The sequence below is a fragment of the Pseudomonas fluorescens genome, from assembly GCF_902497995.1.
GTDB classification, from domain to species: Bacteria; Pseudomonadota; Gammaproteobacteria; order Pseudomonadales; family Pseudomonadaceae; genus Aquipseudomonas; species Aquipseudomonas fluorescens_BK.
In genome coordinates, this window is sequence record NZ_CABVII010000001.1 from 201,173 (window position 1) to 222,363 (window position 21,191).

At 61.4% G+C, this 21,191-nt stretch carries 15 protein-coding genes and 2 pseudogenes; 6 read left to right on the forward strand and 11 right to left on the reverse strand.

The window, feature by feature from the left end; genetic code table 11:
* Window positions 1–18: 18 nt before the first annotated feature.
* From F8N80_RS00900 to F8N80_RS00915, 4 genes are all read left to right on the forward strand, one after another.
* On the forward strand, window positions 19–1,425 hold the full coding sequence (locus tag F8N80_RS00900; RefSeq protein ID WP_150782988.1) for a sigma-54 interaction domain-containing protein: 1,407 nt from the start codon (window positions 19–21) through the stop codon (window positions 1,423–1,425).
* Window positions 1,426–1,727: 302 nt separating this feature from the next.
* Complete coding sequence (locus tag F8N80_RS00905; protein WP_150744982.1) at window positions 1,728–3,119, forward strand: GntP family permease; 1,392 nt, start codon at window positions 1,728–1,730, stop codon at window positions 3,117–3,119.
* An 8-nt stretch (window positions 3,120–3,127) separates the two neighbouring features.
* The gene (locus tag F8N80_RS00910) at window positions 3,128–3,901 is read left to right on the forward strand and encodes a 3-hydroxybutyrate dehydrogenase (protein ID WP_150744983.1); all 774 of its coding nucleotides are present in this window, start codon (window positions 3,128–3,130) and stop codon (window positions 3,899–3,901) included.
* A 154-nt stretch (window positions 3,902–4,055) separates the two neighbouring features.
* Window positions 4,056–6,011 carry an acetoacetate--CoA ligase gene (locus F8N80_RS00915; RefSeq protein WP_150782989.1) on the forward strand — a complete coding sequence of 652 codons (1,956 nt, stop codon included), beginning with the start codon at window positions 4,056–4,058 and terminating at the stop codon, window positions 6,009–6,011.
* Window positions 6,012–6,148: 137 nt separating this feature from the next.
* Here the strand turns inward: F8N80_RS00915 and F8N80_RS00920 are convergent, their stop codons facing one another.
* Window positions 6,149–7,258, reverse strand: coding sequence for a PilT/PilU family type 4a pilus ATPase (locus F8N80_RS00920; protein ID WP_150744985.1), 1,110 nt, complete (start codon window positions 7,256–7,258; stop codon window positions 6,149–6,151).
* 120 nt (window positions 7,259–7,378) lie between these two features.
* Between F8N80_RS00920 and F8N80_RS00925 the strand changes: the two genes are divergently transcribed.
* Together F8N80_RS00925 and F8N80_RS00930 are read left to right on the forward strand one after the other, a co-directional pair.
* Window positions 7,379–9,916 carry a PAS domain-containing hybrid sensor histidine kinase/response regulator gene (locus F8N80_RS00925; RefSeq protein WP_150782990.1) on the forward strand — a complete coding sequence of 846 codons (2,538 nt, stop codon included), beginning with the start codon at window positions 7,379–7,381 and terminating at the stop codon, window positions 9,914–9,916.
* 74 nt (window positions 9,917–9,990) lie between these two features.
* Window positions 9,991–10,266, forward strand: a complete 276-nt coding sequence (locus tag F8N80_RS00930) for a peptidylprolyl isomerase (protein WP_028622750.1) — start codon at window positions 9,991–9,993, stop codon at window positions 10,264–10,266.
* Window positions 10,267–10,399: 133 nt separating this feature from the next.
* Here the strand turns inward: F8N80_RS00930 and F8N80_RS00935 are convergent, their stop codons facing one another.
* The 10 genes and pseudogenes from F8N80_RS00935 to cobN form a co-directional block, all read right to left on the reverse strand.
* A complete protein-coding gene (locus tag F8N80_RS00935; protein WP_150744987.1) occupies window positions 10,400–11,617 on the reverse strand; it encodes an amino acid deaminase in 1,218 nt (405 codons plus the stop codon).
* A gap of 124 nt (window positions 11,618–11,741) precedes the next feature.
* Window positions 11,742–11,930, reverse strand: a pseudogene (locus F8N80_RS00940) (helix-turn-helix domain-containing protein); the annotation flags it as partial.
* An 81-nt stretch (window positions 11,931–12,011) separates the two neighbouring features.
* A complete protein-coding gene (locus F8N80_RS00945) occupies window positions 12,012–12,401 on the reverse strand; it encodes a RidA family protein (protein WP_150782991.1) in 390 nt (129 codons plus the stop codon).
* A gap of 43 nt (window positions 12,402–12,444) precedes the next feature.
* Window positions 12,445–12,572 (reverse strand): annotated as a pseudogene (locus F8N80_RS32065) (amino acid ABC transporter ATP-binding protein); the annotation flags it as partial.
* Window positions 12,573–12,779: 207 nt separating this feature from the next.
* Window positions 12,780–13,061 (reverse strand): type II toxin-antitoxin system RelE family toxin, encoded by a 282-nt coding sequence (locus F8N80_RS00950; RefSeq protein WP_150782992.1) that lies wholly within the window; start codon window positions 13,059–13,061, stop codon window positions 12,780–12,782.
* Window positions 13,051–13,299, reverse strand: coding sequence for a type II toxin-antitoxin system Phd/YefM family antitoxin (locus F8N80_RS00955; RefSeq protein WP_138967231.1), 249 nt, complete (start codon window positions 13,297–13,299; stop codon window positions 13,051–13,053). Before F8N80_RS00955 ends, F8N80_RS00950 begins: the two co-directional genes overlap by 11 nt.
* A 134-nt stretch (window positions 13,300–13,433) precedes the next feature.
* Entirely contained in the window at window positions 13,434–14,993 is a 1,560-nt protein-coding gene (locus F8N80_RS00960) for a TerC family protein (RefSeq protein WP_150782993.1), read from the reverse strand.
* 407 nt (window positions 14,994–15,400) lie between these two features.
* Entirely contained in the window at window positions 15,401–16,141 is a 741-nt protein-coding gene (locus F8N80_RS00965) for a vWA domain-containing protein (protein WP_150744991.1), read from the reverse strand.
* A complete protein-coding gene (locus F8N80_RS00970; RefSeq protein WP_150744992.1) occupies window positions 16,066–17,064 on the reverse strand; it encodes an ATP-binding protein in 999 nt (332 codons plus the stop codon). Before F8N80_RS00970 ends, F8N80_RS00965 begins: the two co-directional genes overlap by 76 nt.
* 153 nt (window positions 17,065–17,217) lie before the next feature.
* On the reverse strand, window positions 17,218–21,189 hold the full coding sequence (cobN, locus tag F8N80_RS00975; RefSeq protein ID WP_150782994.1) for a cobaltochelatase subunit CobN: 3,972 nt from the start codon (window positions 21,187–21,189) through the stop codon (window positions 17,218–17,220).
* Between the last annotated feature and the right edge of the window lie 2 nt (window positions 21,190–21,191).

The following is a 21,191-nucleotide window of genomic DNA, read 5'->3' on the forward strand; positions in this document are numbered from 1 at the left end:
TAATCAGGATCAGCACCCATGAACACCACCGAAAGCCTAAAGGACTACCAACAGGTGCGCCTGCTGGCAATCCGTTCATTGTTCGAAATCATCGAGCAGTCGAGCGAAGGCACGGTAATCGTCGATCGCGACGCCAATATCGTCTGGATGAACGAGCGCTACGCCCGGCGCTTTGGCCTGGAGTCGGCGCAAGTGGCAATCGGCAAAGCCTGCGAAAGCGTGATCCCCGGCAGCCTGCTGCGTGAGGTGGTACGCAGCGGCCGGCCGATTTTGCTCGACATGCAGGACACCTCCAAGGAACCGCTGGTGGTGATGCGCCTGCCGATTCACGACGATACGGGCGTGGTGATCGGCGCCATCGGCTTTGCCCTGTTCGACGAATTGCGCAGCCTGTCGCCGATGCTCAAGCGCTACATGAGCATGCAGGAAGAGCTTGCTTCCACGCGCTCACTGTTGCGGGCGCGGCAGACCAAATACAACTTCGCCCACTTCATCGGCACCAGCGCCGCCAGCCTGGAAGTCAAACGTCGCGCCCGGCGCAGCGCCAGCGCCGACTCGCCGGTGCTGCTGCTCGGCGAAACCGGCACCGGCAAGGAATTGCTGGCCCAGGCGATTCACGGTGCTTCGCCCCGCGCGCACAAAGCCTTCGTCAGCATCAACAGCGCGGCGATTCCCGAGTCGCTGCTGGAGGCCGAATTCTTCGGCACCGCGCCCGGCGCGTTTACCGGCGCCGAGCGCAAGGGGCGCGCCGGCAAATTGCAGATCGCCCAGGGCGGCACGCTGTTCCTCGATGAAATCGGCGACATGCCGCTGCCCCTGCAAAGCAAGCTGCTGCGGGTGTTGCAGGAAAAGGAATTCGAGCCGGTGGGCTCCAACGAAGTGATCCAGAGCGATGTGCGGGTGATCGCCGCCACTTCGACTGATCTGGAAGCGGCGATCAAACGCGGCGAATTTCGCGCCGATCTGTATTACCGCCTCAACGTGCTGCCGATTCAGGTCCCGCCCTTGCGCGATCGCCTCGACGATCTGCCGGCGCTCAGCGAAGCGATCCTGGAAGAACTGCGCAGTCAGCATGAACTGAACCGCGAGGCGCTCGAGTTATTGGGTCAACACGCCTGGCCGGGAAACATTCGTGAACTGCGCAATGTGCTGGAGCGGGCGGCCTTGCTCAGTGATGACCTGATGCTGAATGTCGCCGATATCCGCGCGGCGATCGGTACGGTCATGCCGGTGGAGCGCACGGCGCCTTTGAGCGTTGAAGCCGTTGCCCAAGAGACGTTCAGCCAGGCCCGGGAACGGTTTGACCGGCAGTTGATAGAACGCGCCCTTGCGCAATGCGGGGGGAAGGTGATTGAAGCGGCGGCGCGGCTGGGGTTGGGGCGGTCGACGTTATACAAAAAGATGGTGGCGTTGGGGATTGTCTAGTCTCTGTAAAGAGACATAGGTCTCTATTTATAGATGTGGCCTCTTCGCGGGCAAGCCTCGCTCCTACAGGTCGAGGTTTGTCCAATGTTGCGGCTGGCCCACACTCCTGTAGGAGCGAGGCTTGCCCGCGAAGGCGTTCGCACGATCAGAAAAATTCTCAAAACAGAGACAAAAAACCCATCAACATTACCAAAACAAATAAATATCCTTATATTTCAACATGTTGCACTCATGGCACGAATCTCGCTATAGCCCTGCCCCACAGCTTCACCCTAAAAAAATAACAATCCAGGAGACACACCATGAGTGTGATCATTGCCTTGGCAGCCCTCGCGCTGCTGATGCTCGCGGCCTACCGTGGCTACAGCGTTATCCTCTTTGCCCCGATTGCCGCCCTCGGCGCTGTTCTGCTCACCGACCCTTCCGCCGTCGCCCCAGCCTTCACCGGGGTATTCATGGAAAAAATGGTCGGATTCATCAAACTGTACTTCCCGGTATTCCTGCTTGGCGCGGTGTTCGGCAAGCTGATCGAACTGTCGGGTTTCTCGCGCTCCATCGTTGCGGCAGCGATTCGTCTGCTCGGCACTCGCCAGGCGATGCTGGTGATCGTGCTGGTCTGCGCGTTGCTCACTTACGGCGGCGTGTCGCTGTTCGTGGTGGTGTTTGCGGTCTATCCGTTTGCCGCTGAAATGTTCCGCCAGAGCAATATTCCCAAACGCCTGATCCCGGCAACCATCGCCCTCGGCGCGTTCTCGTTCACCATGGACGCCCTGCCCGGCACCCCGCAGATCCAGAACATCATCCCCAGTACCTTCTTCAACACCACCGCCTGGGCCGCGCCCTGGCTGGGCCTGATTGGCTCGATCTTCGTGGTCTGCGCCGGCATGCTGTTTCTGCAGCGCCAGCGCAACAAGGCTCAGGTTGCAGGTGAAGGCTATGGCACCGAGCTGCGCAACGAGCCGGAAACCGCTGCCGATATCAAGCTGCCAAATCCATGGATCGCCCTGTCGCCGTTGCTGGCTGTCGGCATCATGAACCTGCTGTTTACGCAGTGGATTCCACAATGGTATGGCAAGACCCACAGCCTCGCGCTGCCGGGCATGGCCGCGCCGGTAACCACTGAAATCGCCAAGCTCACCGCGATCTGGGCGGTTCAGGCAGCCTTGCTGGTCGGCATCATCATGGTGTTGGTGTTCGGCTTCCAGGCGATTCGCGGCAAGTTGGCCGAAGGCAGTCGAAGTGCGGTCGGCGGTTCGCTGCTGGCGGCGATGAACACCGCGTCGGAGTACGGCTTCGGCGCGGTGATCGCCTCCTTGCCGGGCTTCCTGGTGCTGGCCGACTGGCTCAAGAGCATTCCCAACCCGCTGGTCAATGAAGCGATCACTGTGACCCTGCTGGCCGGCATCACCGGTTCTGCCTCGGGCGGCATGAGCATTGCCCTGGCAGCCATGGCCAATGACTTCATCGCGGCGGCCCATGCGGCCAACATTCCGCTGGAAGTGCTGCACCGGGTCGCCGCGATGGCCAGCGGCGGGATGGACACCCTGCCGCACAATGGCGCGGTGATTACCTTGCTGGCGGTCACCGGCCTGACCCACCGCGAAGCTTACAAAGACATTTTCTGTATTACGCTGATCAAGACCCTGGCGGTCTTTGTAGTGATCGGTACTTTCTACGCCACTGGCATTGTGTGAGGTATTTCATGACAACTCTTTCGGGCAAGACTGCACTGGTCACCGGTTCCACCAGCGGCATCGGCCTGGGCATCGCCCTGAGCCTGGCCAAGGCCGGCGCCAACCTGATCCTCAACGGTTTCGGCGATGCGTCCAAGGTGATTGCCGAAGTCGAGCAATTCGGCGGCAAGGTCGGCCATCATCCGGCCGATGTCAGCGACCCGGCGCAGATTGCCGAGATGATTGCCTACGCCGAGCGTGAATTCGGCGGCGTGGACATTCTGGTCAACAACGCTGGCATCCAGCACGTGGCTGCGGTGGAAGACTTTCCCGTAGAGCGCTGGGATTCGATCATTGCGATCAATTTGTCGTCGGTGTTCCACGGTACCCGTTTGAGCCTGCCGGGCATGCGCGCCAAGGGCTGGGGGCGGATCATCAACATCGCCTCGGTGCACGGGCTGGTCGGGTCGACGGGCAAGGCGGCGTATGTGGCAGCCAAGCATGGGGTGATCGGCTTGACCAAAGTGGTCGGGCTGGAAACGGCCAAGACGAACGTCACCTGTAACGCGATCTGCCCGGGCTGGGTCCTGACGCCGCTGGTGCAAAAGCAGATCGATGATCGCATCGCCACCGGAGTCGAGCCGCAAAAGGCGCAGCATGATTTGCTGGCCGAGAAGCAACCCTCCGTGGAATTCGTGACACCGCCGCAGCTGGGTGAGCTGGTGCTGTTCTTGTGCAGCGAAGCCGGTAGCCAGGTCAGGGGCGCGGCGTGGAATATCGATGGTGGGTGGTTGGCGCAGTAATCGGCCATTAGACCGCGTTATCGTTCTTCGCGAGCAAGCCACGCTCCCACAGGTTATCGGTGTCTTTATGATCCATGCATGACCTGTAGGAGCGAGCGATGCGGCGACCCGACTTGCCCGCGAATGGATCTGAAGATAGAAGAAGAGGCAACCCATGTCCGACATCCTTTGGCAACCCTGCGCCGAGCGCATCGGCAAGACCCGCATGGACGCCTTCCGGCGCTTCATCAATCAGCGACACCACCTCGATGTCGCCGACTACCCCGCCCTGCATCAATGGTCCATCGAGCAGCGGGTCGCCTTCTGGCAGGCCATCGTCGATTTCTTCGACATCCGCTTTCACGACCAACCCGACGCCGTGCTGGTCGAAGGCGCGAAGATGCCAAGCGCCCAGTGGTTTCCCGGCGCCACCCTGAACTTCGCAGAGCACTTGCTACGGCGTCGCGACGATGCCATAGCGGTAGTAGCCATTGGTGAAAACGGTCAGCGTGAACAGTTGACATGGGCCGAACTGGCGGAGCATGTCGCCGGATTTCAGAACGGTTTGATCGCCTGCGGTGTCGGCCTCGGCGACCGCGTGGCCGCGTGCATGCCGAACACCTGGCAAACCCTGGTGGCCATGCTCGCCACCACCAGCCTGGGTGCAATCTGGTCCTGTTCATCGCCGGACTTCGGCACCCAGGGGGTGGTCGATCGCTTCGGCCAGATCGAGCCGAAAGTGCTGATCACCTGCGCCGGCTACCGCTACGCCGGCAAGCAGATTGACCAGACTGACAAGATCAACGAAATACTCGCTCAACTGCCGTCCCTGCAGCAGCTGGTCGTCGTCCCTTACGCACGGCCAAAGGCGCGCATCGAAGATTTCCGCACCCAGGCCAACGTCACGCTCTGGGATGATTTCTACGAGCCTGGGGGCGAGCCGGATTTCGTGCCCGTGCCCTTCGCTCATCCGCTGTACATCCTCTATTCCAGCGGCACCACCGGCATCCCCAAATGCATCATCCACAGCACCGGCGGCGTACTGCTGCAACACGTCAAGGAGCATGGGCTGCATTGCGATCTCGGTCCCGGCGACCGGTTGTTCTACTACACCACCTGCGGCTGGATGATGTGGAACTGGCTGGTCTCGGCCCTGGCCGTGGACAGCGCCGTGGTGCTGTATGACGGTTCACCCTTTCATCCCGGGCCCGAGCGCCTGGTCGATCTGATCGACGACGAGCGCATCAGCGTGTTCGGCACCAGCCCCAAGTACCTGGCGACCCTGGAAAGCAGTGGCGTGACACCGCGGCAAAGCCATGATCTGGGCAGCCTGAAAACCCTGCTGTGCACCGGCTCCGCGCTGTCGCCCCAGAGCTACGACTACGTTTATCGCGACTTCAAGCGCGACCTGTGCCTGGCGTCGATGTCCGGTGGTACCGACATCGTCTCGTGCTTTGTCAACGGCAATCCGCTGCTGCCGGTCCGGCGCGGGGAAATCCAGGGCAAGAGCCTGGGCATGGCCGTCGAGGTCTGGAACGATGCGGGGATTGCCGTCATTGGCGAAAAAGGCGAGCTGGTTTGCACCCGACACTTCCCGGCAATGCCCATCGGTTTGTGGAACGACCCCACCGGGGAAAAGCTGCGCGCGTCGTACTTCAGCCTGTTCCCCGGGGTCTGGGCCCAGGGCGATTACGCTGAACAGCTGGTCCACGGCGGGATGCTGATCCACGGGCGCTCGGACGCGGTGCTCAATCCGGGCGGCGTGCGCATTGGCACGGCGGAAATCTATCGTCAGGTGGAAAAGGTCCCGCAGGTGCTCGACAGCGTGGCCATCGGCCAACAGTGGCAGGATGATGTGCGGGTGGTGCTGTTCGTGCGTTTGCGCGACGACGTCGAACTGGACGATGCACTGCAACAGCAGATTCGCCAGGTCATCCGCGCCAACACCACGCCACGGCACATACCGGCGAAGATCGTGGCGGTGACGGACATTCCACGGACGATCAGCGGCAAGGTGGTAGAACTGGCCGTGCGCAATGTGGTGCATGGGCAACCGGTGAAAAACACCGATGCCCTGGCCAATCCCGAGGCGCTGGAGCAATTCCGCAACCGCCCTGAACTCAAAGACTGAACCCCGTCCCTGTAGGAGCCAGGTTTGCCGGCGAAGGGGCCTTGTAGGAGCCAGGCTTGCCGGCGAAGGGGCCCTAGAGTCTTGCATCGCCCATAAGGACGCCTTCGCCGGCAAGCCTGGCTCCTACAGGGCACGGGTCAATCCATTAACCCCCATTCGCCGGGCGGTGCATGGGTCCCCGGTGACGCTTCGGCGTGCAACTTCAAGCGCAGTCGCAAATTATTCACCGAATCGGCATGCTTCAACGCCTCTTCCTCATCGATCGCCCCCTCGACGACCAACGCATAAAGCGCACCGTCGAACGTCTGCATCCCCGATTCCTGCGACTTCTCCATAATCCCCTTGAGCTCGGAAAACTCGTTGCGCCGGATCAGATCGCCGATCGTCGGCGAGCCCAGCATCACCTCCACCGCTGCCCGGCGGTGACCGTCACGGGTGGGCACCAGGCGCTGGGAAACGAAGGCCTTGAGGTTATTCCCCAGGTCATTGAGCAGTTGCGCGCGACGTTCTTCGGGGAAGAAGTTGATGATCCGGTCCAGTGCCTGATTGGCGTTGTGCGCATGCAGCGTCGAGATCACCAGATGGCCGGTATCGGCAAACGCCAGCGCATGCTCCATGGTTTCGCGGTCCCGGATTTCGCCGATCAGCACCACGTCCGGGGCCTGACGCAGGGTATTCTTCAGCGCGGCATGAAAACTGCGGGTATCGACGCCGACCTCGCGCTGGTTGATGATCGACTTCTTGTGCCGATGGATGTACTCGACCGGGTCTTCAATGGTGATGATATGGCCGCTACTGTGGCGGTTGCGATAGTCGATCAATGCCGCCAGCGAGGTTGACTTGCCCGAGGCGGTTGCACCGACGAACAGCATCAGGCCCTGTTTGAGCATCACCGTTTCGAGCAACACCGACGGTAACTTGAGGTCTTCAAAGCGCGGAATGTCGAGTTTGACGTTGCGCACCACAATCGACACGTCGTTGCGCTGCTTGAAAATATTGACCCGAAAGCGCCCGACACCCGCCAACGAGATCGCCAGGTTCATCTCCAGTTCCCGATCGAACTCCAGACGCTGTTCGGCGTCCATGATGGACGCGGCAATGGCGGCGATTTCCCCAGGTTTGAACGGCTGATCGGCCAGGGGTTTGAGCAGGCCATCGAACCGCGCACTGGGTGGCGCGCCCGTGGACAGATAGAGGTCGGAGCCATCCTGGTTGGCCAGGACTTTCAACAATGCAGCGATTTCCATGGCAAAAAGCACCCGCGAAGCATTCAATGAATAAAAATGACCCAAAACAGGTCATCCCGCGTCTACCGCCCTGCAAGGATAGTAGACGTCGCCATACCGACTTAAGTGCAGGACAATTTGATGAACCCGACACCGACCGGCAGCGATGCCCAGGCCTTGATCGCCAGACTGGACTGGACACGCACTCCGCTGGGCACTGCCATCACCTGGCCGCAGAGCTTGCGCACCGCCGTGGACATCGTGATTCATTCGCCGATGCCCATGCTGTTGCTGTGGGGGCCGCAACTCACGCAGATCTACAACGATGGCTTCGCCCTGCTGGCCGGCAGCAAACATCCCCACGCGTTCGGACAACCCACTCACCAGACCTGGCCGGAACTCAAAGACTTTACCGACCCGATTTACAGAGCCGTCCTGCAAGGACAAGTGCGGACTTACAGTGAACAGCGCTTCACCTTGCAGCGCGATGGTCATGATACCGATTTCTGGCTGGACCTGACCTACAGTCCCATTCGCGATGAAAGCGCCCGGGTCGCCGGTATTCTGGTCACCGCTATCGAAACCAACGAGCGCCGACGCATTGCCCTGGAACTCGAGCAGCGCTCGGCAGCCAGCCTCAAGGCCCAGCATGAAACCGAGGAGCGCCTGCAACTGGCCCTGGCCGCCACGGATGCCGTCGGCACCTGGGACTGGGACATCAGCGAAGACCGTTTCATTGCCGACACCCATTTCGCCCAACTGCATGGCGTCGACCCACTGCTCGCCAGCCAGTTGCCCATCAGTGATTATCTCCATGCAGTGCACCCGGAAGACCGCGCCATGGTCACCCGCAGCATCAAGCACTCCATTACCCACGGCACCGAATACGCCGAGGAATATCGCCTGCTGCAGCCCGACGGTCAGTTGCGCTGGGTGTTTGCCCGGGGTCGTTGCTACAAGGACCACCATGGCCGGCCCATCCGTTTCCTGGGTGCCGCCCTGGACCTGACCGAACGCAAACTCACCGAGCAGGCTTTGCGCCAGAGCCAGACCGAGCTGCAATTGATCATCAACGCCATGCCGATCCTGATCAGTTACGTCGACAGCGGCGAGCGTTTTCGCCTGAACAACGCCGCTTACCTCGACTGGTACGGCCTGACGCCCCAGGAACTCTACGGCCGCACGATTCGCGACGTCCTGGGCGAAGAGGCCTACAATCTGCGCGCCGAATACATCGCCGAAGCACTGTCGGGTAAAGCCTGTTGCTTCAGCATCAGCGCCGCGCATCGTGATGGCAGCCTCCGTCAGGCGTTGATGAATTATCTGCCGCGTCACGGACCGGATGGCGCGGTGAATGGTTTCTACATCTTCGTGATCGACGAAACCGAGCGCAAACAGACCGAAGAAGCCCTGCGCAATCTCAACGAAACCCTCGAAGAACGCGTCAGCGCCCGCACCCGGCAACTGGCCGAAGCCAATGAGAAACTGCTCAAGGAGATGTTCGAACGCGAACGCGCCGAAGAAGCGTTGCGCCATGCGCAAAAAATGGAAGCGGTCGGCCAGCTCACCGGCGGCATCGCCCATGACTTCAACAACATGCTGACCGGGATCATCGGCAGCCTCGACCTGATGCAGCGTTACATCGCCGAAGGGCGGGCCGCGGAAATCGGCCGCTTCACCGAGGCGGCGGTGTCCTCGGCCCACCGTGCCGCTGCCCTGACCCATCGGCTGCTGGCGTTCTCCCGGCGCCAGTCACTGGATCGCAAACCGCTCGACGCCAATGAGTTGATCCATTCCCTGGAAGACCTGCTCAGCCGCACCAAAGGCGACCATATCGAGCTCAAGCTGCAACTGGCCGATGAAATCTGGCCGGTCAGCACCGACGTCAGTCAGTTGGAAAACGCCCTGCTCAACCTGGTGATCAACGCCCGGGACGCGATGCCCGATGGCGGCCAGTTGCTGATCGAAACCGCCAACGTGTACCTCGACGGCAGCGACATCACCACCCTGGAGCCGGTCAAGGCCGGGGATTACCTGATGATCGCCGTCAGCGACAACGGGACCGGCATGACGCCGTCGGTACTGGCCAAGGCCTTCGATCCGTTTTTCACCACCAAGCCCATTGGCCAGGGCACCGGTCTCGGGTTGTCGATGATCTACGGTTTCGCCCAGCAGTCGGGTGGTCATGTCAGCCTGTTCAGCCTGCCGGGCCAGGGCACCAGTGTTCGCCTGTACTTGCCGCGGCTGTACGTCGCAGTGCCTGACCCCGCAATGTTGCCGGTCCCCAGTGAGGCGCCAGCGGCGATTGCCGGCGAAACCGTGGTACTGGTGGAAGACGATCCGGCGGTGCGCATGCTGGTGCTCGACCTGCTCAACGAGCTGGGTTATCACGCCCATGAGGCTGAAGACGCGAAGGCCGCCCTGCCCTTGCTCGAATCCGAACTGCGGGTCGATCTGTTGGTGACCGATGTCGGGCTACCGGGAATGAACGGTCGGCAACTGGCGGAAATCGCCCGCCAGCACCGGCCCGACCTCAAAGTGCTGTTCATGACCGGTTATGCGGAGAAAGCCGCCGAGCGCCAGGGTTTCCTCGAAGAAGGCATGGACATGGTGGCCAAGCCCTTTTCCATCGACCTGTTGGCCAACAAGATTCGCACGATGATCGGTCAACCCGAGTGAGTTGAGGCATAATCGCGCGTCCCGCCCCCCGCTGGCACCAACATAGCCACCACCGTTGCAAGGTACCTGTCCCAATGAAAGCTCAAGCCCGCCATATTCTGGTGAAAACCTCGGAAGAAGCCGAGCAGCTCAAACAACGCATCGCCAAGGGTGAAGCGTTCGATGTGCTGGCCAAGAAGTATTCCACCTGCCCGTCCGGCAAGCGCGGCGGCGACTTGGGTGAAGTGCGGCCCGGGCAGATGGTTGGGGTGATCGATGCGGTGATCTTCAAAAAACCGCTGCGGGTGGTGCATGGGCCGGTCAAGAGCAAGTTCGGGTATCACCTGGTGCAGGTGTTTTATCGGGATTGATCAGTTGGCTTGAGGGCCCCTTCGCGAGCAAGCCCGCTCCCACAAGGTTTGTGTCGTACATGATATTAGTGATTAACACATAAATCCTGTGGGAGCGGGCTTGCCCGCGAAGGTCGCGCCTCGGTCCATGGCCTTAAAAACAGGTTTCCATGATCTCGATGACATTCATCTGCTCATCCACCAGACACCCGATACGCCACTTGTCGAACGTCAGGCACGGATGGGAAGTACCAAAGGCAATGATGTCCCCCACTCGCAACTCGACCCCCGGCGCCACCGTCATGAACGCATGCTGGTCCATCACCGCCGTCACCTTGCAGGCACTGACGTCTTCACCCGTCGCCGGCACCACGCCGGCCTTGTAACGCAGCAACGGCACCGGCAAACCGGCGTCGTAGGCCACGTCACGCTTGCCCAGGGCGATCACCGCAAACCCCGGCTCCGGCAACGACTGCACATGCGCCCAGACTTCCAGCGCCGGACGCAGGCCTTCGTGCAGGTCGCTGCGACGGTCGAGCACGCAGCATTGCGCTTCTTTATAGATACCGTGGTCGTGAGCCACATAGCTGCCGGGACGCAATACGCTGAGGAAGCGTCCGCCGGCGTTCTGGGCTTCGAAGGATTCGGCGATCAGGTCGTACCAGGCCGACCCCGATGCAGTGATGATTGGCTTGGCGATGGCGAACGCACCGCTGTCCTGCAACTGCACCGCCAGACGCACCAGGGAGGCGGCGAATTCGCGGATGCCGGTCACCGCATGATCACCGTGAATCACCCCTTCGTAACCTTCGATACCGGTCAGCGCCAGGGCCGGTTGCGCCGCGATGGCCTTGGCCAGGTCGAGCACTTGCTGTTCCGTGCGGCACCCGCAACGACCGCCGACCACGCCGTACTCGATCATCACATTCAGTCGCACGCCGCGGGAGGTGAAATACGCCCCGAGATCAGCGACGTTGTCCGGGTGATCGACCATGCAATAAAAGTCGAAGGCCGGGTCCGCCAGCAGATCGGCGATCAGCACCATGTTCGGCGTGCCGACCAACTGGTTGGCCATCAACACCCGGTGCACACCATGGGCGTAAGCCGCACGGGTCTGGGTGGCGCTGGCCAGGGTGATGCCCCAGGCACCGGCGTCGAGTTGGCGGCGGAACAGCGCCGGAGTCATGCTGGTTTTACCGTGGGGCGCCAGTTCTGCGCCGCTGTTGCTGACAAACGCCTGCATCCAGCGAATGTTGTGTTCCAGCGCCTCGCGATGCAGCACCAGCGCCGGCAGGCTGACGTCGCGCACCAGGTTGGCGCCCGTGTGGGCAAAGCCCTTTTCCACGGCGGCAGTATTTTTGGCAGAATACATGGTTGAACTCCTCACATTCGCGGCCGCGAGCAGCCACGGTTACTCGTTGATGCGACGGGCCAGGCTGTTGGCGCTGTCGATCAGCACCCGGCGATAGTCATGGTAGTTGTTCCTGGCATCGCCCCCCCACGGGCTTGAGTATGCGCCGTTCGAGCAGTGAGGCGACCAGCTCGTAGACCGTGGATTTCGGGCTGCCGATGCCGCTGGCGATTTCATTCGGGCGCAGGGGCTGGCCGATCTCCTTGAGGAAATCGAGGATATCGAACGCCCGGTCCAGACCGCGAGCCCGGCGCTTGATGGTGTCTTCGGTCATATCAGTGGTTCCCATACAAAGTGCCGGGAGTTTAACCAGAGTGTAGTGGTGACTGTCAGGGCGAAGAATTCACCACAAATCTCAGGCCTTTTTCTTGTAAGCGACGCAATCGATCTCAACCTTGCAGTCCACCATCATGCTCGCCTGCACACAGGCCCGCGCCGGAGCGTGCTCGCTTTTGAAGTACTCGGAAAACACCTTGTTGAAACTCCAGAAATCCCGCGGGTCTTCCAGCCACACACCGGTGCGCACCACGTCTTCCAGGCCATAACCGGCCTCTTCGAGAATCGCGATCAGGTTTCTCATGGTCTGGTGGGTCTGCTCGACGATGCCGCCCGCAATGATCTCGCCATCCACCGCCGGCACCTGGCCGGACACGTGCAGCCAGCCATCGGCTTCGACAGCGCGGGCAAAAGGACGGGGCTGGCCGCCACCGGCGGTGCTGCCGGTGCCGTAACGAGTAATGCTCATGAGTGTTTCTCCTGATTGAAAGATGAAAATTCTTGGGTAACCGTCAGAACCGCGTGTTCTTGAGATATTCCGCCAGGCCAGTCGGGGCGATTGCGGGCGCTCGAACAGTGCCTTGGGCGGCCCCTGCTCCTCGATCCGCCCCTGATTCATGAACACGATCTTGTCCGACACACAAACGGGCGACAACGTATACAGATGCGGCTGCGCTACCGTTGGCTACACGGCGCGAGTATTTGCACCACATTTGATGGATGGACGCTGATCATGGAGCATCCTTGTTTGCCTTGACCCGGCTATCAGAATGCCTTGGTGAGTAGTGCGGTGGCTGCCAGAACCCGGCGAGCAAGTTGCAATTGCAGGAATTCAGATGCCGGAAACCTAGCGCTTTTCTGCGTCCTTATAAACTTCTCCGCGCTCCCGCTTCCCCACCGCTATCACCGTCACTACCAATACTTCATCGAAGACGCTATAAACCAGCCGATACCCGGTATTACGGAGCTTGATCCTGTATGCATTCCCCAGCCCGTTCAGCCGGTCAGCCGGAACATGGGGATTTGAGAGTCGCTCCTGCAACTTCTTCTTGAACTGCTCCCTCAATGTTACGCCAAGCTTTTGCCATTCTTTCCAGGCGTTATCGGAAAACTCCAACTCATAGGTCATCGAGAGAAACCTTGATCGTTGGATCATTTTCTCGTTCCCGGCAGAGAGCTATCAACTCCAAGTCTTCCAGTCGATCCATCATCGCTTCATATTCTTTAGCGGGGACGCAGTAGAAAGCCGGCTCGTTGCGGTTAAGAATCGCGACAGACAAGCCACCACCGGCGGCGACAGTTCCCATTGGGTTTTTCTTGAGCTCAGAAATGCTGGCGACGACTTGCGAAAGCACAATATGCGTCATGATTTTTTTCCTGGAGTGCTTTTAATGGTGTTCAAAATAGCACTTCAAGTCGAACCTAACCCCGCCTTTTTTCATAACGCCACGGCAAATCCACCTCCGTGCATACCTTGATGTGTAGGTGGGGGCTGACATTACTACCCGCCGACAGGGGCCAGCAACACCCGCGTCACCCGCCGCTCTTCAACCGCCATCACCGTCAACCGCCAGCCTTCCCACTCATGGCTGTCACCGATCATCGGCAGTCGATCCAGCACGCTCACCATCAGTCCCGCGAGGGTCTGGTAATCGTCGGTCGGCTCTGCCGCAAAGCCGGTGCGCTGGCGCACCCGGGCCAGGTTCAACGCGCCGCTGACCATGAACCCGCCTCTCTCCTCGACCACATCCGGGCCTTCGATTTCGCTGGCATCGGGCAGTTCGCCGGCGATCGATTCGAGAATGTCGGTCATGGTCAGCACGCCGACGAAGTCGCCGAATTCATTGACCACGAAGGCAATGTGGGTCGAAGCCTTGCGCATCTGTTCCAGGGCATTGAGGATCGAGTAGCTGTCCAGCAAGTTGATGGTCTGGCGCGCCAGATCCTCAAGGCTCGGTTGGTTACCGGCCAGGTACTCCTTGAGCAATTCCTTTTTATGCACGAAGCCCAACGGCTCATCCACCGCCCCGTCGCGAATCAGCGGCAGGCGCGAGTAGGACGAATGCATCAGCCGCGTGCGAATGGTGTCGGCATCGTCGGCCAGGTCGATGTGATCGACGTCGGCGCGCACGGTCATCAGGGTACGGATCGGCCGCTCGGCCAGTTGCAACACGCCACTGATCATCACCCGTTCACGGCGGTCGAACAGTTCCCCGCTTGGCATTTCACCGTTGTCCAGCATGTCGGCGATTTCCTCGCCGACTTCCTCTACCGCCAGCTTGCGCCCACCGAGCAAACGCATCACCGCATGGGCCGTGCGTTCACGCATTGGCCGCAGGCCCTGCATGGACCGCTTGCGCCGGGCCCGGGCGATCTGGTTGAAGATTTCGATCAGGATCGAGAAGCCGATGGCCGCGTACAGGTAGCCCTTGGGAATGTGGAAGCCCAGGCCTTCGGCGGTCAGGGCGAAGCCGATCATCATCAGGAAGCCCAGACAGAGCATGATCACCGTCGGGTGCGCGTTGACGAAACGGGTCAGCGGTTTGCTGGCAACGATCATCAGGCCTATGGAAATGATCACCGCGATCATCATCACCGCCAATTCATCGACCATGCCCACGGCGGTAATCACCGCGTCCAGGGAGAACACGGCATCGAGGACCACAATCTGCGCCACGATCGGCCAGAACATGGCGTAAGCCCCGTTGGACGAGCGCTGGCCGACATGGCCTTCAAGTCGTTCATGCAATTCCATGGTGGCCTTGAACAACAGGAACACACCACCGAACAGCATGATCAGGTCGCGGCCGGAGAAGCTCTTGTCGAATACTTCGAACAGCGGCTGAGTCAGGGTGACCAGCCAGGAAATGCTCGCCAGCAGGCCCAGACGCATCAACAAAGCCAGGGACAGACCAATGATTCGCGCACGGTCGCGCTGCTCGGGCGGCAGTTTGTCGGCGAGGATGGCGATAAACACCAGGTTGTCGATGCCCAGCACCAGCTCCAGCACGATCAGGGTCAACAAGCCCAGCCAGGCGGTGGGGTCAGCTATCCATTCCATGAAAACGTCTCGATCTCTTCAGTGATTTTCAGAATGCCGGGCATGGCAAAGCGCGTCGCGCAGGCCCTGGAGTTGAAAAGGCAAGGACGTTCGGGAGTCGGAAGACCGGGTGTTTCGCGAGCATCAAGACCGCGCGATAGCGCGAGGAGAAAGGATAACCGGGAGGCTCCAAGAGGGTGTTCATGCAAGTCCTGAAAGGGAAAAGGACTTGGAGCGTACAGGTGAATGGGACTTTTCCTACAGTAGGAAATCATTTCAAAATCTGTAAACCTCTGGATTTTCGTGGTTCCAACGGCCGCCTTCGCGAGCAAGCCCGCTCCCACATTAGTCCGCGTTCTATCAAGCAACGGGGATCAAATGTGGGAGCGGGCTTGCTCGCGAAGAGGCCAGCTCAGGCACCAACGAACTCAGCCTGGAACCAGCTCGTCGATATGCCGATAATCGGCACCCAACCCGGTCGCCAACACCTTCGCCCGCCCAAGCCGAATCGGCCCTCGCTCAATGTCAATCAACAGCCCCGGACAATCAAGGGTCGGCAACATCGTGAAGTCTTTCAATCGGCCATCGGTCACCAGCAACAGTCGCTGTCGCTCCGCCGGAAAACGCTTCTGACGGGCAGCCAGCCAGCGTCCCGCCTCATCCAGCGCTGCCAGTAACGGCGTGCCACCGCCTGCGCCAAGCTCATCGAGCCAGTGGCGCAAACCGGCGGACGCCTTCAACCCTTGCACTTGCCATTGCGGTACCTGACCGCTGGCGGTCAGCAAAGCCAGGCGCGCACGCTGGCGGTAGGCGTCCTCGAACAGTTGCGCCAGCAGGCCCTTGGCATCGCTCAATGCCTGATGGCGGCGAGTCGAGGCCGAGGCGTCGACGATCACCAGCCACAGTTCATGGGGGGAACGGGTACGCAGGTGGAACAGTACATCGTCGCGCTGACGCGGGCGGCCACCCAGCAAGGTGCCGGGCCAATTGATCGAGCCGTCGCGCGCGGCATGACACCGGCCTTGCTTGCCGTGATCAAGCCGTCCGGCGCGGGGTCTGGCATTCGCCCCCGCGTCAGATCGAGGGCGAATGCCTAAGGCTTTTTTGGCCAGCTCGGCACTTCTCGTCGGGCGCCGACCGGCAGTGCCTGGGCGGGCATTTCGCCCCATTGGCCCTGGCCTTCGCCTGGATTGGAATGTTGTGCAGAGGACTGCCGGGCTTGCTGCGGTGCAGGCGGCGCCTGTTCGCGCCGACGATGACGCAAGGCGAACTCGGCCACCGCATCGATATCTTCCTCGGCAATGGCGCTCGCACCACGCCAGGCAGCGTGGGCACGGGCCGCGCGCAACCACACCAGATCGGCGCGCAAGCCATCGACACCCGCGGCAAAACAGCGCTCGGTAATCTGCGCCAGTGCCTGATCGTCGAGGGGGATGCTCGCCAGTGTGCTGCGCGCTTTCTGGCAACGCTCACGCAGTGACTGCTGCCGGTTTTCCCACTCGGTGCAGAAATTTTGGGGATCGTTGTCGAAATCCAGTCGCCGGCGAATGATCTGACCACGTTCCGCCGGCAGTGTGTGACCGCTGAGGGCGACGTTCAAACCAAAGCGGTCGAGCAATTGCGGACGCAGTTCGCCCTCCTCCGGGTTCATGGTGCCGATCAGCACGAACTTCGCCGAATGCCGATGGGAAATGCCATCGCGTTCGATCAGGTTGGTGCCGCTGGCGGCCACGTCGAGCAACAGGTCCACCAGGTGATCGGGTAACAGGTTGACCTCGTCGACGTAGAGCACGCCGCCGTCCGCCTTGGCCAGCACGCCAGGGGAGAATTGCGCGCGACCTTCGCTCAGCGCGGCGTCGAGATCGAGGGTGCCGACCAGGCGTTCTTCGGTAGCACCCAGGGGCAAGGTGACGAATTGACCGCTGGCGAGCAGGTCCGCCAGGCCTCTGGCCAGGGTTGATTTGGCCATGCCGCGCGGGCCTTCGATCAGCACACCGCCGATTTTCGGGTCGATGGCGGTGAGGTAGAGGGCGAGTTTCAAATCGTCGGCGCCGACCACGGCGGAGAGGGGGAAATGGGGGGTGTCGGTCATATCAAATCTCGGTCATGGTCGGTGATCCATCAGCAGCACCTTAATCCCTGTGGGAGCGAGCTTGCTCGCGATGGCGGCGTGTCAGCCAAAATTAATATTGAATGATCCGCCGCTATCGCGAGCAAGCTCGCTCCCACAGGGTTCTGCGGCGCATCAGCTATCTTCTTCTATGTCCAGCAACAAATTTTCCAGCGCCTCGCGGTACTCACCCGGCTCTTGCCACATCCCCCGCTGCTGCGCTTCCAGCAGGCGTTCGGTCATGTCGCGCAGTGCATGAGGATTGTGCTCGCGAACAAAATCCCGGGTCGCCGGGTCCAGCAGATAAGCGTCCGCCAGCAGTGCGTACTGGTGATCGTCAATCAACTGCGTCGTTGCGTCGAAGGCAAACAGGTTGTCGACGGTGGCAGCCAGTTCGAACGCGCCTTTATAGCCGTGGCGCTTCACGCCGTCGATCCACTTCGGGTTGGCCGCCCTGGACCGGATCACCCGGTTCAGCTCTTCCTTGAGGGTGCGGATCTTCGGCAGGTCCGGCTGACTGTGATCGCCATGGTAACTGGCCGCCGCTTCGCCGCTGAGGCTTTCCACGGCGGCGAGCATACCGCCCTGGAATTGGTAATAGTCGTTGGAATCGAGCAGGTCGTGCTCACGATTATCCTGGTTTTGCAGCACCGCTTGCACTTGACTCAAGCGCTGGGCGAACTGTTCACGGGCGGCGGTGCCTTCGTCAGAACCGCCGTAGGCGTAACCGCCCCAGTTCAGGTAAACCTCGGCCAGGTCCTGCCGGCTTTGCCACAGTCGTCCGTCAATCGCGCCCTGCACGCCCGCACCGTAAGCACCGGGTTTGGCACCAAAAATGCGCCAACCGGCCTGGCGGCGGGCCGCCTCTTCATCGAGACCCGATTGCAGCAGCGTTTCACGCTCGGCGCGAACCTTGGCTGCCAACGGGTTGAGGTCATCCGGCTCGTCGAGGGCGGCGACCGCTTGCACGGCCGCGTCGAACAGGCGGATCAGGTTGGCAAAGGCATCGCGGAAGAAGCCGGACACGCGCAGGGTCACGTCGACCCGCGGACGGTCGAGCAAGCTCAGCGGCAGAATCTCGAAATCATCGACCCGCTGACTGCCGGTAGCCCAGACCGGGCGCACGCCCATCAGCGCCATGGCCTGGGCGATGTCGTCACCGCCGGTGCGCATGGTCGCGGTGCCCCAGACCGACAGGCCGAGCTGGCGCAGGTGATCGCCGTGATCCTGCAGGTGTCGCTCAAGAATCAGGTTCGCCGACTGGAAACCAATGCGCCACGCGGTGGTGGTCGGCAGGTTGCGCACGTCCACCGAATAGAAGTTGCGCCCGGTGGGCAGTACGTCCAGACGCCCGCGGCTGGGTGCACCGCTGGGGCCGGCCGGGACGAAACGGCCGCTCAAGGCATCGAGAAGGCCGCGCATCTCCGCGGGGCCGCAGGCATCCAGGCGCGGCGCGACGACTTCGCGCAGGTGGTCGATGATGGCTTGTACCTCGGACCAGCCTGCCTCCTGTGGGAGTGAGCCTGCTTCCTGTGGGATTGAGCCGGCCTCCTGTGGGATTGAGCCTGCCTCCTGTGGGATTGAGCCTGCCTCCTGTGGGAGCGGGCTTGCTCGCGAAAGCGGTGTGTCAGGCAAATCAATGTCGACTGACACTCCGCTTTCGCGAGCAAGCCCGCTCCCACAGGGTACGGGGTTGGCTGGAGGAGGGTTTGGTGGTTCGACCTCAGCACCCACAGCCTGCGAGATCAGTTGAGCGGCGAACAGTTCCAGGCGTTCGCGGGTATCGCCGACCGTGCGCCAGGCATCATCGCTCAGCGCTTGCAATTGATCCGGACGTGGCCCGGCCCAAGGCTCGGCCAGCGCACAATCCAGCGGATCGAAACCCAGCTCGAAGGCCTTGGCCAACGCTCGCAGCAAACTCGATTGCGCCCCTCGCCCGTCGCCACGGGGAATCCGCAGCAGGGCCAGCAGGGTGTCAATGCGCAAACGCCCGGTCGGCGACTCGCCAAACACATGCAGGCCATCGCGGATCTGTGACTCTTTCAAGTCGCACAAGTAGGTGTCCAGACGTGGCAGCCAGATCGCCGCGTCGGCATCGCTGTCGAGTTTTTCATCCAGCTGCAGTTCGCGGTCGATATGGGTGTCGCGCACCAGTTGCAGGATGTCGCGCTGCAATTCCCGGGCGCGGCGCGGATCGAGCAATTGCGCTTCGTAATATTCGTCGGCCAGCGACTCGAGGTTGCGCAGCGGCCCGTACGTTTCGGCGCGGGTCAGCGGCGGCATCAGGTGATCGATGATCACCGCCTGAGTACGGCGTTTGGCCTGGGCGCCCTCGCCCGGGTCGTTGACGATAAACGGATAAATGTTCGGCAGCGGCCCGAGCAGTGCATCCGGCCAGCAATTTTCCGACAGACCGACGCCCTTGCCCGGCAGCCATTCCAGGTTGCCGTGCTTGCCGACATGAATCACGCCGTGGGCGCCGTAGGTGTTGCGCAGCCAGAAATAGAACGCCAGATAGCCGTGCGGGGGTACCAGGTCCGGGTCATGGTAGACCGCGCTCGGATCGACCTGATAACCCCGGGCCGGCTGGATGCCGACAAAGGTCAGGCCCAAACGCAGCCCGGCAATCATCATCCGTCCGCCACGGCACATCGGATCGTTTTCGGGGCTGCCCCAGCGTTCCAGCACGGCCCGGCGGTTGTCTTCGGGTAACGCGTTGAACATCAGCCAATAGTCGTCCAGCGCCAGGCTCTGCTGGCACGGACGCTGGTCGAGGCTGTCGAGATCGTTGCTGACGCCGCCGAGCAATTGCTGGATCAACCCGGTGCCGCTGTCGGGCAATCGGGACGGTAGCGGATAACCTTCTTTATGCAGCGCCCGCAGGATGTTCAGCGCGGCGGCGGGTGTGTCGAGGCCGACACCGTTGCCGATACGCCCGTCACGGGTCGGGTAGTTGGCGAGGATCAGGGCGATGCGTTTCTCAGCATTCGGCACCCGCGCCAGATCAATCCAGCGCCGGGCCAGTTCGGCGACGAAATCCATGCGTTCTGGAGCAGGTCGATAGCAGACCACATCGGACTGACTGCGCTCACTGTGCCAGGCCAGGTCCTTGAAACTGATCGGCCGGCTGATGATTCGCCCGTCCAGTTCCGGCAGTGCGATGTGCATCGCCAGGTCCCGCGGACCGAGGCCCTGCTCGCTGGCGCGCCAACCGGGTTGGTTGTCCTGGGCACAGATCGCCTGGATCACCACGATGTTGCGGCGAAACGGTCGCAGATGCGGCGCTTCGGGGCTGGACTGGGCGAAACCGGTGGTATTGAGAATCACGCTGGCGCCCACTTCATCCAGCCAGTCCTCGACCACTGCCAGGCAACCGGGTTCTTTCAAACTGGCCACGGCAATCGGCAGCGGGTTGAGCCCCGCCGCCTGCAAACGCTGACAGAAAACATCGATGAAAGCGGTGTTCGCCGCCTGCAGATGCGAGCGGTAAAACAACACGGCCGCTACCGGTTGATCGATCTGCCAGTCGGCTTGCCAATCCTGCAGTGCGGCGGGGCTTTTTTGCGGATGATGAATCGCCGTGCGCGGCAAGGTTTGCGGCTCGGCCCACCCGTAGTCACGACCCAGCCATCGACTGGCGAGACAGCGAAACAGGTCGAGTGCATTGGCCATTCCACCTTGACGCAGGTAATGCCAGAGTCGGTCGCGGTCTTGCGCAATCACAGTGCTCAGGTCGCTGAGTTCCGGGTCCGGACGATCATCGCCCGGCACCAGAATCAGCTGCACACCGCGCCCGGACAACTCCACCAGCCGCTCGACGCCGTAGCGCCAATAGGCGATACCGCCGTGCAACGAAATCAAAATGACCTTGGCGTGACGCAACACTTCGTCGACATACAGGTCGACCGAGGCGTGATTCTGCACCTGCATCGGGTTGGCCAGGCGCACGCTCGGGTAATCGTCGGGCAACTGCTGCGCCGCTTCGGCGAGCAGCGCCAGGCTGGAGTCGCCGCTGCACAGGATCACCAGCTCGGCGGGGGTCTGTCCAAGGTCGGCGATATTGTCATCCGACACGAAACCGCCGGGCTGGGTCCTGAGCAGGTGCATGG

Excerpts from the sequence above, each read along its gene's own strand:
- F8N80_RS00950 (WP_150782992.1), bottom strand. The coding sequence starts at position 13,061 with ATGACCTATGAGTTGGAGTTTTCCGATAACGCCTGGAAAGAATGGCAA.
- F8N80_RS00955 (WP_138967231.1), bottom strand. The coding sequence starts at position 13,299 with ATGACGCATATTGTGCTTTCGCAAGTCGTCGCCAGCATTTCTGAGCTC.
- F8N80_RS00925 (WP_150782990.1), top strand. The coding sequence starts at position 7,379 with ATGAACCCGACACCGACCGGCAGCGATGCCCAGGCCTTGATCGCCAGA.
- F8N80_RS00910 (WP_150744983.1), top strand. The coding sequence starts at position 3,128 with ATGACAACTCTTTCGGGCAAGACTGCACTGGTCACCGGTTCCACCAGC.
- F8N80_RS00960 (WP_150782993.1), bottom strand. The coding sequence starts at position 14,993 with ATGGAATGGATAGCTGACCCCACCGCCTGGCTGGGCTTGTTGACCCTG.
- F8N80_RS00945 (WP_150782991.1), bottom strand. The coding sequence starts at position 12,401 with ATGAGCATTACTCGTTACGGCACCGGCAGCACCGCCGGTGGCGGCCAG.
- F8N80_RS00915 (WP_150782989.1), top strand. The coding sequence starts at position 4,056 with ATGTCCGACATCCTTTGGCAACCCTGCGCCGAGCGCATCGGCAAGACC.
- F8N80_RS00920 (WP_150744985.1), bottom strand. The coding sequence starts at position 7,258 with ATGGAAATCGCTGCATTGTTGAAAGTCCTGGCCAACCAGGATGGCTCC.
- F8N80_RS00935 (WP_150744987.1), bottom strand. The coding sequence starts at position 11,617 with ATGTATTCTGCCAAAAATACTGCCGCCGTGGAAAAGGGCTTTGCCCAC.
- F8N80_RS00900 (WP_150782988.1), top strand. The coding sequence starts at position 19 with ATGAACACCACCGAAAGCCTAAAGGACTACCAACAGGTGCGCCTGCTG.
- F8N80_RS00965 (WP_150744991.1), bottom strand. The coding sequence starts at position 16,141 with ATGGGGCGAAATGCCCGCCCAGGCACTGCCGGTCGGCGCCCGACGAGA.
- cobN (WP_150782994.1), bottom strand. The coding sequence starts at position 21,189 with ATGCACCTGCTCAGGACCCAGCCCGGCGGTTTCGTGTCGGATGACAAT.
- F8N80_RS00905 (WP_150744982.1), top strand. The coding sequence starts at position 1,728 with ATGAGTGTGATCATTGCCTTGGCAGCCCTCGCGCTGCTGATGCTCGCG.
- F8N80_RS00930 (WP_028622750.1), top strand. The coding sequence starts at position 9,991 with ATGAAAGCTCAAGCCCGCCATATTCTGGTGAAAACCTCGGAAGAAGCC.
- F8N80_RS00970 (WP_150744992.1), bottom strand. The coding sequence starts at position 17,064 with ATGACCGACACCCCCCATTTCCCCCTCTCCGCCGTGGTCGGCGCCGAC.